This window comes from Blastocatellia bacterium (genome assembly GCA_035275065.1).
In the GTDB taxonomy this organism is placed as follows: domain Bacteria; phylum Acidobacteriota; class Blastocatellia; order UBA7656; family UBA7656; genus DATENM01.
On record DATENM010000046.1, the window covers coordinates 210,111 to 223,061 of the forward strand.

General features: G+C 59.0%; 10 protein-coding genes and 1 pseudogene. 7 read left to right on the forward strand and 4 right to left on the reverse strand.

Annotated elements, in window-relative coordinates; genetic code table 11:
* Nucleotides 1-8: 8 nt before the first annotated feature.
* From VJ464_10870 to VJ464_10885, 4 genes are all read left to right on the forward strand, one after another.
* Nucleotides 9-737, forward strand: coding sequence for a transporter (locus VJ464_10870; protein ID HKQ05626.1), 729 nt, complete (start codon nucleotides 9-11; stop codon nucleotides 735-737).
* Between the two features lie 62 nt (nucleotides 738-799).
* Complete coding sequence (locus VJ464_10875; GenBank protein HKQ05627.1) at nucleotides 800-1,894, forward strand: EamA family transporter; 1,095 nt, start codon at nucleotides 800-802, stop codon at nucleotides 1,892-1,894.
* The gene (locus tag VJ464_10880) at nucleotides 1,891-3,855 is read left to right on the forward strand and encodes a heavy metal translocating P-type ATPase (GenBank protein HKQ05628.1); all 1,965 of its coding nucleotides are present in this window, start codon (nucleotides 1,891-1,893) and stop codon (nucleotides 3,853-3,855) included. The genes VJ464_10875 and VJ464_10880 overlap by 4 nt, the downstream gene beginning before the upstream one ends.
* Before the next feature lie 31 nt (nucleotides 3,856-3,886).
* On the forward strand, nucleotides 3,887-4,534 hold the full coding sequence (locus tag VJ464_10885; GenBank protein HKQ05629.1) for a hypothetical protein: 648 nt from the start codon (nucleotides 3,887-3,889) through the stop codon (nucleotides 4,532-4,534).
* 59 nt (nucleotides 4,535-4,593) lie between these two features.
* On the opposite strand, the gene VJ464_10890 is transcribed toward VJ464_10885, so the two are convergent.
* Nucleotides 4,594-4,815: a hypothetical protein gene (locus VJ464_10890; GenBank protein ID HKQ05630.1), complete on the reverse strand. Its 222-nt coding sequence runs from the start codon at nucleotides 4,813-4,815 to the stop codon at nucleotides 4,594-4,596.
* On the opposite strand from VJ464_10890, the gene VJ464_10895 reads away from it, so the two are divergent.
* From VJ464_10895 to VJ464_10905, 3 genes and pseudogenes are all read left to right on the forward strand, one after another.
* Nucleotides 4,810-5,136, forward strand: a complete 327-nt coding sequence (locus VJ464_10895; protein HKQ05631.1) for a hypothetical protein — start codon at nucleotides 4,810-4,812, stop codon at nucleotides 5,134-5,136. The genes VJ464_10890 and VJ464_10895 overlap by 6 nt on opposite strands.
* 49 nt (nucleotides 5,137-5,185) lie before the next feature.
* Complete coding sequence (locus VJ464_10900) at nucleotides 5,186-6,712, forward strand: ATP-binding protein (GenBank protein HKQ05632.1); 1,527 nt, start codon at nucleotides 5,186-5,188, stop codon at nucleotides 6,710-6,712.
* Between the two features lie 89 nt (nucleotides 6,713-6,801).
* Nucleotides 6,802-7,148 (forward strand): annotated as a pseudogene (locus VJ464_10905) (YnfA family protein).
* A 75-nt stretch (nucleotides 7,149-7,223) separates the two neighbouring features.
* Here VJ464_10905 and VJ464_10910 read toward each other — a convergent pair.
* Genes VJ464_10910 through VJ464_10920 form a run of 3 tightly spaced genes read right to left on the reverse strand, consistent with a single transcriptional unit; the run spans nucleotide 7,224 to nucleotide 12,704 of the window.
* Complete coding sequence (locus tag VJ464_10910; protein ID HKQ05633.1) at nucleotides 7,224-7,874, reverse strand: cation transporter; 651 nt, start codon at nucleotides 7,872-7,874, stop codon at nucleotides 7,224-7,226.
* Nucleotides 7,875-7,921: 47 nt separating this feature from the next.
* Nucleotides 7,922-11,089 carry an efflux RND transporter permease subunit gene (locus tag VJ464_10915; protein HKQ05634.1) on the reverse strand — a complete coding sequence of 1,056 codons (3,168 nt, stop codon included), beginning with the start codon at nucleotides 11,087-11,089 and terminating at the stop codon, nucleotides 7,922-7,924.
* Complete coding sequence (locus VJ464_10920) at nucleotides 11,079-12,704, reverse strand: efflux RND transporter periplasmic adaptor subunit (protein HKQ05635.1); 1,626 nt, start codon at nucleotides 12,702-12,704, stop codon at nucleotides 11,079-11,081. Before VJ464_10920 ends, VJ464_10915 begins: the two co-directional genes overlap by 11 nt.
* Nucleotides 12,705-12,951 lie beyond the last annotated feature (247 nt).

Here is a 12,951-nt window from a genome sequence, read left to right on the forward strand (position 1 = left end):
ACAGTCAGATGCCCAATCCCTTGCTGAATGTTTTGACCTACGCGCTGCTTCCTGTTGCTGCCACAATCACCGGCGCCACGTTGGCAACGTTCAAACCGCCGGGGCCGATGCTCCGCAGTTACATCCAACACTTCGCTGCGGGCGTCGTTTTCTCCGTCGTCGCCGTTGAGCTGTTGCCGGACGTGGTGCGCGAGCACGCGCCCTTGCAAGTCATCATCGGCTTCGCGCTCGGAGTCGCGGTCATGGTCGGCATCAGGTCTGTAACCGCGAAGGTCGAGCAAAAGACCGAGCAAGTCGAATCGAGATGGCCGGTGGCCATGCTTGTCGCCGTGGGCGTTGATGTTCTGGTGGACGGTTTCTTAATCGGTATCGGCTTCGCCGCCGGCGCGAAAGAGGGGAAGTTGCTCACACTCGCCCTGACGGTTGAGCTTTTGTCGCTCGGGCTGGCCGTCTGCGCGACACTGGGCAAGGGCGGCACGGCACGGGGAAAGGCGATCCTTACCACCTCGCTTCTGGGCTTGTTGATCGTGGTCGGCGCGACAGTGGGCGCGACCCTGTTGAGTGCAATCTCGGAGAAGACGCTGGAGGTGGTACTCTCCTTCGGGCTTGCGGCGCTGTTGTTCCTTGTCACCGAAGAGTTGCTCGTCGAGGCGCACGAAGAGCCAGAGACGCCGCTGACGACGGCCACGTTCTTTGCCGGCTTTCTACTCTTTTTGGTGCTTGGGATGATCGGATAAATCGTGAAACGAGTGACGATGTTTCCAGCCGCCATGGCCGTTTGCTTATTCCGTAATTGCGTATGAAGACAACCACACCCAATACGCCCTTGCAAGGAGCATTCTTCGCCCTGACTGCGGCTGCGCTATTTGGCGCGACGATGCCTTTTTCCAAACTTCTGCTCGGCAGCCTGAAGCCGGTTCTGCTGGCGGGCCTGCTTTACTTGGGCTCAGGAGCCGGCTTGGCCGTTTGGCGGTGGCTCCGCTCACGGTTCAAGGGTTCGGAGGCTCAAGAAGCCGGATTGACGGGCGCGGATTTGCCTTGGCTCGCTGGCGCAATCTTTTCGGGCGGTGTCGTTGGCCCCGTGCTGCTGATGGTGGGGCTTTTGCTTACACCGGCCTCTTCGGCCTCGCTGCTGCTCAACCTGGAAGGGGTCTTCACCGCCGTACTGGCGTGGTTTGTCTTCATGGAGAACTTCGACCGCCGCATTGCGCTTGGGATGACGGCGATCACCGCAGGCGGGGTGTTGCTTTCCTGGTCGGGGCAGCCCGCGCTTGGCGTGCCCTGGGGCGTGCTGGCTATCATCGGCGCGTGTCTGGCTTGGGGGATTGACAACAACCTGACGCGTAAGGTGTCGGCGGGTGACCCGCTACAAATCGCAATGGCCAAAGGTCTCATCGCAGGCGCAGTAAATCTGATCGTTGCTTTGGCAGCCGGCACGCAGAGGCCGAGTCTGCCCGCGACCCTACTTGCAGCACTGGTAGGCTTCTTCGGTTATGGAGTTAGCCTGATGCTCTTTGTGCTTGCGCTGCGGCACATTGGCACGGCACGGACCGGGGCATATTTTTCCTTCGCCCCTTTTGTCGGAGCGGCCATTTCTATCGCGGTTCTTGGCGACAGACTTACGCCTTACTTCGTGACTGCCGCTGTGCTAATGGGAATTGGCCTTTTTCTGCACTTGACCGAGCGACACGCGCACGATCACCAGCACGAGTTGCTAGAACACGAACACCGGCACGTCCATGACGAGCATCACCTACACGAACACGCCGCTGGAGTCGCGCTCGGAGAGCCACACAGCCATTCGCACCAGCACGATAAGGTGTTTCACTCGCACCCGCATTATCCGGACATCCACCATCGTCACGGTCACCGGGATGCGAAGGAGGAACGATGATCGTATTGCCGAATATCGCCCACTCCTCGAAGAAAAACGGCTTGTGGGCTGATGCGAAGTTCCGCTTGCTGATCCTCAGCGTTGTGACCGCCGCAGGCTTTGAATTCCTCTCCCTCGGCGGCCGGCACTTGCCGTCGAGCGTCGGCGCACCTTTCTTCGCCTCCCTCATTCTCGCCGTCGGCTGGCGCACGATTCTCAACGGCTTAAAGGCGCTTTCGCGCCTGAACTTCAGAAGCATCAACCTCCTAATGGTGATTGCTGTGATCGGGGCTTTCTACCTGGGTCAGTACGAAGAAGCGACGGTCGTGATTGTCCTCTTCACGCTCGGCGAGCAGCTGGAACAGTTCGGCGTCCAGACGAGCAAATCAGCGTTGCAAGGACTCGTCGAGCGCACGCCGAAGACTGCCGTAGTTCAGAACAAAGGCGATGTGCCGGTAGAGCAAGTGATGGTGGGGGACGTGCTGATCGTCAGGCCTTCAGATATGATCGCGCTCGATGGCGAGATCGTCTCCGGCGCGTCATCAGTCGACGAATCGACGATCACGGGAGAGCCGCTGCCAAAGGACAAGCATCCCGGCGACACAGTCTTTGCCGGGACGCTCAACAAGCAAGGCTACCTCGAAGTCAGAGTCACGAAGACGGCGAAAGATACAACGCTCTCGAAAATCATCGACATCACCTTTCAGGCGACCAAGGCCAAGGCCGAAACGCAGAAGTTCATTGAAAAGTTCTCTGCGTATTATACGCCGGCGATCATTGTCATTACGGCCCTCCTCGTCGTTGTGCCGACGCTGTTCTTCGGGCAGTCGTTCGACCGGTGGTTCAGAGAGGGCCTGACACTGCTGGTGATCGCCTGCCCCTGTGCTCTGGTGATCTCAACCCCGGTGTCGATCTATTCAGCCATCGGCAACGCCTCGTCGCGCGGCGCGCTGGTCAAAGGCGGGAAATTCATCGAAGCCATCGGGCGCGTCAGGCTCGTAGCCTTGGATAAGACGCGGACGCTCACCTACGGCAAGCCTGTGGTCACCGATGTTATCCCGTTCGGCGACAACACCAGGGAGCACCTGCTGGCGTGCGCCGCCGGCATTGAGCTTTATTCTGAGCACCCGCTCGCGCATAGCATTGTGGCCAACGCGCGCCTGGAAGAGATCACGCTGCACGAGGCCGAAAACTTCGAGGCGGTGCTGGGCAAAGGGGCGAAGGCCGACTGCGTCGTCTGTTACGACCGCCACCACTGCATCGGCAAGCTGGCCTTCATTACCGAAGAGCATGAAGTCCGGGAAGAGGTCATCGCTCGTGTAGACGCCTTACAGCGCCAGGGGAAGACCTCCATCGTGATCAGCAATCATCGCGAGGTTGAAGGCATCATCGCCGTCAGCGACGAGATGAAGCCGGAAAGCAAAGGCGTGGTCGCCAGCCTGCGGCGGCTCGGGGTGACAACGGCGATGCTCACGGGCGACAACCACGTGCCGGCAATGGCGGTGGCAGGCGAGCTCGGCATTGCCGACGTCCGAGCCGAGCTGCTGCCGGAAGACAAGGCGGCGGCGGTCTCCGACCTGGCGAAAAAGTATGGGCCAGTGGCAATGGTTGGGGATGGAGTGAATGACGCTCCGGCGCTGGCGCTTTCTTCTGTTGGCATATCGATGGGGGCGGCGGGCAGCGATACGGCGATTGAGGCATCTTCGATTGCGATACTCAACGACCGCCTCGAACTGATCCCCTACCTGATCGCTCTCGGACGCAAAACGATTTCGACGATCAAGCTCAACACGGCGATGGCGGTTGTGATCAAGCTTGTCTTCGTGGGTCTCGCGCTCGCAGGGATGAGCAACCTCGTGCTTGCGATCTTTGCGGACGTCGGGGTGACGGTCGTCGTGATCCTCAACAGCCTGCGGCTGCTGCGCTTTGATCTGCCCGGCGTCGGAGATTTTGGTGAGAAGCGATTAAAACTACGATCATAGCGAACGAGTCTCCAACGGTCAGGACGCAAGGATGCGGAAACGCGGAGCCAAACATTTAGAAGTGGTAAAGCTCGGACGCGGCAGGAAGAGACGGCTGCCGCGTTTCGGCAAAGAGGTCCTGATCCTCTTATCCCTGCTCCTCCTGGTGGCCACGTGGAGGATATTCCTTCATGAAATGCTACACGTGAAAACGCCATCCTCCGTACTGATGTCAGAATGGCGGCGGTATTCTCCCGGCAGCTCGCAACTCTCGTTAATGTTGCCGGCAGAGCCACAGTCGCAAAGCGCGGAGGTTCCGGAATCCGCGGACGAAGCGATCAGCCGGGTGAATCGCTGCGGACTTGCAGTCGGGCCATTCAAGGTCGATATGTGGGACATCTCATATAAGGAAGGATTACCGACGAGCATTGAGCAGGCGGCAAGTGGCGCGGTTGAAGCGCTGCGGCAGTCCGAAGAGGTCACTGAGTATCAGGATACGAAGACGCCGATTGATCGCTCGGGTCGAAAGGGCGTGCTGGTGAAAGGAAGGTTTAAGCGCCGTGGCGAGAAGATGGAACTTGAGGCTGTACTTATCGGCGATGGGCCGAAGCTTTGGCAAGTGATCATCATCCACCCGGCGTCCGACCGTAATGGCGTGATCGCCTCACAAAGAATTCTCAACTCTATCGAGATCAATTAGCCGTGTCATTCTCGATCATCGTGCGTCTTTTTCTTATATCCATCTTAACTCTCACCTCTCTAGTCCTGCCGACCGGAGGGAAACGGCACACACCCATGCCAGAGCCAGGGCAGTCGCTGACCGTATCGGCTCGCGCCGGGGAAATATCGCGTCTTGATGGCGAGGTCTGGCTCAAGCGACGTGGTGATGCCGACCTGCGGGCGCTTCAGGTCGGTGAGCGGCTTTCTGAGGGGGACGTTGTGACCGCCGGCCAACATGGCCGCGCCGAATGGGCGATGCATCCTGATTCGTATTTTCAGCTCGGTCAAGAATCTCGGGCGCGAATCGATAGCCTAAGCGATAGCTTGCTGCGCTTCGACATTGAGCGGGGACAGGTATTCGTCATTGTCGGTATACTTGATCATGCTGGCGCACTCGAACTGGACACGCCTCACGCTCTACTCACCGTCGCTAAGCGTGGCAGTTATAAAATTCGTGTCGCGCCCAACCTCGACACCGTGGCCACGGTAGTGCGGGGCGAACTGCGGTTCGTCAATCGCACGGGCGAGACGGGCAGAGTCACCAAGCGCAAGCAGGTGCGGTTTTATAAAAAGACTGGTTGAAAATGATGGGATGAAGGCTATGGCGGATGGACCGGTCGGAGGAGATGGTATGCCTGATAAGTTGAATTTACTAATGAGTTTCAGGGCACGACTAATGCTCCTGTTGACTTCCTTCCTATTGCTCACGCTGGTTCTCGTGCTGGCGCTTGACCGCTGGGCGCAGAAGCGCGCCGCCGATGAAGTCACCAGGCAAAGCCGGCAGGTGAAAGACGCTTTTAATTCTAGCTTCGGCGACTTCGCACAGGCCATGGGGCTTGCCGTCGGCAGCCTGAGTTCTGAGGAGTACCTGTACAAGACTGTCCCGACCATCGGGATGCCCCCGACAGTGCGGGATATCATCATCACGGACGAAGCCGGCAAGGTGACCGACAGCACGCTGAGCGAATTGGTCGACCAAAGTATCAGCGTTCCCGACCAGCCCGAAAACGCTTCTGAAGCGCTGAATTTCGACCCCATTGAAGGGCACGTCGAGATTCACGGCGGCTTGATTAAGACGTTCGACATCCCGGTGGTGACGATCCGGGGTTTACACTGGATCGTCATCGTCATGCAGCAGCAGGCCGTCATCAACCAGATCGACACCGCTTCCGTCACTCTCGCGCAAAAGAACCGCCAGCTTTCCAATTACCGGCTGCTGTCAACCACGGGCCTGCTGGCCCTCGCGCTCGCTATCGTGGTGGGGATCGGCTGGCGGTTCACCCAACCCATCAAGGAGCTGGCCGGCGCCGCCCGTCGGGTCGCTGCCGGCGACCTGGATTTCCGCTTACACATCAACCGGAAAGATGAAGTTGGTCAACTCGCTTCCACGTTCAACGAGATGATCGCCGGCCTGAAGTCTAAACTGGAACTCGAAGAGAGGGTGAACCAGATTGAGCGGGCGGCGGTGATCGGCCGCTTCACGCAGGCGATTGCTCACGAGATTCGTAACCCGCTCAACGTCCTCAACCTGTCGATTGATCATCTGAGCAATCGCTTCGTACCCGCCGAGGCGGACAGGCGCGAACAGTTCCTGCGGGTCGTTGCGCCGATTAAGAGCGAGATCGCCCGCCTGCGACACATGGTGAGCGACATCCTGAACTACGGGCGCCCGGCCCAGGTGGAGATCGCGACTGTCGACATGCAGGCGCTGGTCGGCGAAACGCTAAGCCTGGTCGGGCCACAGGCCGACGAGCAAGGAGTCAAAGTCGTTATGGAGACTGCCGGAGGTCCCGCCCTGGTACTCGGAAATGCCGAACGTCTTAAATCCTGCCTTTCAAATATCGTCATTAATGCCCTTCAGGCAATGCCTCAAAGAGGCAGCTTGACGGCACAGGTCGAGAGGACAGATAGTCTTGTCGAAATCAATATCCGCGATACGGGAGTCGGCATCAAACCAGATGATCTCGCCAAGATTTTCGACCCCTACTACTCGACCAAGCAGAGCGGCTTTGGGCTGGGCCTTGCCGTCACCAGGAAAATCATTGAAGAACATCAAGGCTCTATCAGCGCCGAGAGCCAGCCAGGAGCGGGGACGACCTTCACCATCACCCTGCCCGCCGTCAGTGAATCCCTGCCAGACTGGCAGGAGAAAGTTTAGCGCCAGGAACGGGTGGCTAACCGACATTATGATCACAGGGCGAATATGGACATCTTTATGAGACAATTCTCTCGGTCGCCTCTGGTATGATGACGGGCCATGAACAATGCGATTCTCAAATCCGTCTTTTACTTTTGCTGGTCGGACTGATGGAGATTGGCGGCGGCTATCTCATGTGGCTGTGGCTGCGTGAACAACGGGCGTGGTGGATCGGCCTGGTCGCGCCTTGGTCATCGTCGCCTACGGCATTGTCCCGACCCTGCAACCTGCCCACTTCGGGCGCGTCTATGCGGCTTATGGCAGGGTGTTCATCGTGATGTCAATATTTTGGGGCTGGCTTATTGATGGCGTAAAGCCTGATCTGTCGGACGTCATCGGGATGCTCATCTGTTTAGTCGGGGTCGGTTTTATTATGTACACACCGCGCGGTAGATAAAGACAAGTTTGAGAAAACACATCAGCCAGGACCGTTCCGCCTCTAGGTTTGGCACGGCAAGACAAATGCCCGCGATCAATGACAGACATCATCGTCGCAACAGGACTTGCCGCGCAGCCCTTCCACGCCTTCTTTGACGATGATCGGCACCATCACGAGCGCCGCCGCCGGATCAGCCCACCACCAGCCAAAGAGTGCATTGAGCAACAGGCCGCCAAGCAGAATGGCCGACAGGTAGGTACACACTTCGGTCTGTTTGGCATCGGCCATCAGCGCCCCGCTGTTGATGCCGCGCGCCACCTTTCGTTTGGCGTGCACGAGCAGGGGCATCACGATCAGCGAGGCGACCGCCAGGAGGATACCAGGCAGGCTTTCTTCAGGCGCCTCGTGCCGCACAAACGACTTGATGGAGTCATAGGTGACGTAGGCAGCAAGCGCCATAAAGCAGCCGCCGACCAGGCGATGTGCGATGGCTTCGACTCGCTCTCGTCTTGTCTCGTCCACGTCGGCGTTCAACCGCCAGAGGAGGACCGCTCCGGAGGTGACTTCAATCAAACTGTCAAAACCAAATCCCACCAGCGCAATGCTGCCGGCAAGAAGTCCTGCAACGACAGCGATCAATCCTTCCAGGCTGTTATACCCGATGGTGAAGTATTCCAGCTTACGCCCCCGTTTAACGAGGCTCGCGCGCTGGCTTCCACCCAATTGAATAACCTGTTGACTCATAACGACTCCCGTCCTTTTCAGTCTAGCACATCGCTTTCACCGCCATCTCAGTCCCCTGCCTCTGCCGGAGCAGGCGGCTCAGTGCGCGCGGCTCCCGCGCGCCACGCGGACCATTTGAGTGTGATTCTCTCCTGTAGCCCTTCGCTTAATTCGTAAAGGGCAGGCAGCGCCACCAGGGTCAGGATGGTCGAGGTAATCAGTCCGCCGATGAGCGCAATCGCCATCGGCTGCTGAAGCTCTGCGCCCGCCCCCCAGCCTATCGCGATGGGCAGGACGCCAAGCCCGGCTGAGGCTGCCGTCATCAGCACCGGTCGCATTCGCGTGTGCGCGCCCTGATAGAGGGCTTCGCGCAACGGGAGTCCACGGGCGCGCAGTTGGTTGACGTACTCCATGAGGATCAGCCCCTTTTGAACGGACAGGCCAAAGTGAGCGAGCAGGCCGATGACAGAGGAGACGTTCAGCGTGCTGCCGGTCACCCAGAGCGCGATAAAGCCGCCAGCCAGGGCGAGCGGAATGGTCGCGATCACAAGCACCGCTTGCCAGATAGAGCGGAACGCCACGTAGAGCAATAAAAACACCAGCAATGCCGAGATGACGAAGGCGCCGGTCAGTTCTTTACTCACCTCTTGCTGGCGCTCATAGCCGCCGCCGAAACTGACAAAGTAGCCCGGCGGCAGCTTCAAGCCGGCAAGGGCTTTTTCAATGTCCGTCACCACCGAGCCAACATCCCGGCCCTGCACGTTCAGGGTGAGCTGGATGCGCCGGATCTGATCTTCGCGCTTGATGGTCGCCGGCCCGCGCAGGACGCGCACCGTAGCAATATCACCGAGCGGCAATTTCTGGCCGGTGGGCGTATCGATCATCAGGTCGGCGATTTTTTCAGGCGAATCGCGATACACTTCGCCCAGCCGAACGACCACCGGGTACTCTTTGAGTTGATCCTTGATGACGGTCGTGACTTCACTGCCGCCGAGCAAGGCTTCAACCGAGTGCCCGATTTCGCCGGGGTTCAGGCCGAAGCGCGAAGCGCGTTCCCGGTCAACCGCAATGATGACCTGGGGCACGCCTTGAAGTTGTTCAAGGCGCACGTCAACGACCCCCGGCACCTTTTCAACGATCTCTTTAAGCTGTGCGCCCTTCCCGGCCAGCGTCTCTAAATCACCCCCGAAAATCTTTACCGCCACCGCGGCTGAGGTGCCGGAGATGGATTCATCGATGCGCATGTTGAGCGGCGTCGTGATGGATGTAGCCACACCGGGCACTTTCTTTAACTGCTCGCGCACCCAGGCTTCGATCTCAGGGATGGTGTGTTTGCGCGCGGCGCGGGGCACGAGCTGGACGATATGCTCAGCGGTGGTCACCGGCATCGGGTCTTCCGAGCCTTCGGCGCGCCCGGTCGGCTGGATAATTGCCGCAACGTCCGGCCCGCCTTCGAGCACCTTGGTTACCTGCGAAGCAATGCGGTCGGTCTCCTGAAGACTTGTTCCCGCTGGTGTGTTGATCTGCAAAAGCAGTGCGCCCTCATCCATTCTCGGCAACAGCTCGGTGCCTAAGAAACGCAGGAGAACCAGCGACAGCACAAAGATCGCGGCGGCGACGCCCACGGCACGCAGCGGCCTTCTGAGTGATCCCCGCAGGACCGGCTCATACACCCGCTCACACTGCCTGGCGAGCCAGCTATTCTCTTTGAGGCGTGGCGCTACCTTCCTCAACAGCGTGTAGCAGAGCGCAGGGGTCAGCGTCAGCGACAAAATCAGGCCCACCGCCATCAGCACCACCACCGTGGCCGCAAACGGCGCGAGGATTTTTCCTTCCAGGCCGGAAAGAAATAGCAGCGGCAGAAACACGACAATGATGATGGCCGTCGAGTACGCCGCCGGCCTGCGCACCTCACTCGCCCCGCGCAGCGTGGCGCGTAGTGAATCGGCGGGGTTCTCCTTGAGGTGGCGGAAGATGTTTTCTGTATCAACAATCGCCGCGTCGATCATGATTCCTAAGCCCACAGCCAGGCCACCAAGTGACATGATGTTAAGCGTGACGCCGAGCAGGCGTAAGAAGATAAAGCTGATGACCACGGCCACCGGAATGGTGATCGCCGCGATCAACGTTGAGCGGACATTGCCCAGGAACAAGAAGATGATCAACACCACGGCGAAGCCGCCCACGAGCAAGGCTTCTTCGAGGGTTCTGGTCGCCACATTGATCAGTTCGGATTGATCGAAGACGGTGACGGTCTTTACGCCTTCAGGCATGAATGGCTTTAGCTCATCTAATGCTTTTTTCGCCCGATCGGTAATTGACAAGGTGTCGGCCCCGAACTGCTTGGTGACTGTCATCAAAACAGCTTCCCGGTCATTCACCCGCGCAATGCCGCGACGAACCGCCGCCCCGTCGCGCACCTCGGCAATGTCGCGGACGAGCACCGGCACGCCTTGGCGCACCGCGACCACCACACGACCCAGGTCCTCAAGCGAATTGATGCGCCCGAGCCCACGCACGTCCATCTCGGTGGCGCTGCCGGTGATAAACCCGCCGGAGAAGTTTTCGTTCGACTCGCCGAGCGCCTTGATGACCTCGTCGAGCGAGATGTTGTAAGAACGCATACGGTCCGGGTTAAGGGCGGCCTCATACTGCCGGCGCTCGCCGCCGAGGGAGGTGATGCGAATGATGCCCGGCACCGTCTGGAGTTTGTAGCGGATCAGGTAGTCGGCAGTTTCTTTCAGTTCTTTCTTATCTTCGTCACCGTCTTTGGCGACATAAAACTGCATCACTTCGCCCAGCCGTGACGCCGCCGAAGAGAGCACCGGCGCTTGCGTGCCTTGCGGGAAGGCGCGAGAAACGGTAGAGAGCCGTTCGGCCAGGAGCTGCCGGGTCAGATAGTAATCTGTGCCGAAACGAAATTCCGTCCGCACAGAAACGACGCCGATCTCGGATTCGGAACGCACCCGCACCACGTTCGGCAGGCTGCGAAATGCCGATTCAAGAGGGCGGGCGATGAGGGTTTCGCCTTCTTGCGCGGCGAGGCCGGGATTTTCGACAATGACGGTAATCACCGGCGACGACAGGTCGGGAAACAGGTCAGTCTCCATTGCCCGGTAAGCCATCAGGCCCAGGATGGAAGCGAGAGTGATCGCAAAGGCCACCATGAATCGGTTACGCAATGAGAATTCAATGATGCGATTCAATAAGCCGCTCCGCTCTTGATCAGTGTTCATCGTGATCCTCCTCACCGCCGCCCCTTTGCATGTTCTTTAGCTGGTAGGCGCCGGCGACGACGACTTCTTCCCCGGCCTCGATGCCGCTGGTAATTTCAGCCGATTGATAATTGATTGTGCCGACCGAAACGGGCCGACGCTCGTAGCGATTGCCCTCTTTCACATACACGACCGTGATCCCTTCATCCTGCACGAGGGCAGACACCGGCACGACCACGCCTTCTTTGCGCTCACCTGAAACGATTCGCACCTCAACTGCCATCTGGTGTTTGAGCACGGCACCGGCGTTGGTGATGCGTGCGCGGACCGGGACGGTTCGACTCTGCGGATCAACGGCGTTGCCGACCGACTCGACGTGTCCTTCAAAGAGGCGATCCGGCAGGCCAGGAAGTCGCGCCGTGAGTCGCTGACCAGCGCGCACCCGCACCGCTTGCGATTCGGGTAGCTGCGCTTCGATGATGACGCTTGACAGGTTCATCACGGTTAAGAGCTCACTGCCACCCGTGACGGCCTGGCCGATGGAGATGTGACGATCAATCACCGTGCCGGCAATCGGAGAGTTGATGCTGATTGTCCCTCCCTGGCCTCGGGGATTGGCCCCGAGCGCGGCGAGTGATTGCGTGAGGCGTTGGACGACCGCGCGAGTTTGCTCCACTTCACTGAGCGCCTGTTGCTGTTCGCGAGTGATCTGAATACTGGATTGATAGTCATATTCAGCCTTCGCATTTTTATACTCCGTCTCCGCCTCGGCCACTTCCCGTTTGGCGGCAGCTCCCAGTTCTGCGAGCCGGCGCTTGCGGTCAAAAGTAGCCTGCGCCAGATCAAGCCGATTCTTGGCCTGAATGACGGCAGCCCGATTCTCGCTCATTGCGGTGCGCGCCTTGTTCTGCTCGGCTAGCTTCAAGCGCGCTTCGGCTTCGATCAACTGGCCGCGAAGGTCAGCGATCTGCGGGCTGTCGATCACAACCAGAACCTGCCCGGCTTTAACACTCTGTCCAGGTTCGGCAGAGATCTGCACGGCGCGGCCCTCGGCCTTGGCGCCAATGATGGCCTGACCGTTCGGGGCGACGAGAGCTTTCCCGGTCGTCGCTATGGTGTCTTCAATCTCGCCGCTGACCGCTGCTGCGGTTTTCACGCCGATCAACTCAGCCGTCTCATCGCTGATCTCGATGGCCCCTTCCTGGCTATGTTCTTCGGCTTCGCCAGCCACGTGCTCAAGCGTGGGTGGTTTCTCAACCCCCGCCGCGGTCTTGGGATGTTTCGGCCAGAGCACGTAGACAAGCAAGGCGGTTGCTGCGACCAACACGAGGGCAATTGCGACGGCTTGCCCTGGCGAAGTTCGGAACCGTTCCAGCAGAACGGTGCTGACGCGGCGGTGTGGCGCGTCTGGTTCAGTGGTTACTTGCGGGGCTTCGGTAACCGCCGCGCCTCTTACTCCATCGTTTTTTATGAGATCGTCTGGCATGGATTTAATCCTTATAAGATTAAGAACCGCACTGGCGCGCGGGTAGTTGATGACACCCTGGTGAAAGGAAGCTTTTCGATGCAAGACCGGCTTGCGCGTTGAGCCATACAGCGACTCAGGGTCAAGCCAATAGCGGACGGCGACAGTCACACTTCAAGACAATCGACGCGTGCCTGATACCTTCTTTATAAATGAAAGTCGGTTAAATTCGGAGCGCACACAATCGCTCAAAGGGCGGGCCGGTAAAGGAAGGAACCGAGGGCGTGCGCGAATCAGCCGATGATCCGGACAACGGTAACTCTATTGGCAAGGCGCGATCCACGCATTGAGAGCCACTGACCTGAGGCACAACTGACCGGCGATCCTGTAGTACACTCACTTGCGGATGGTTAATCGG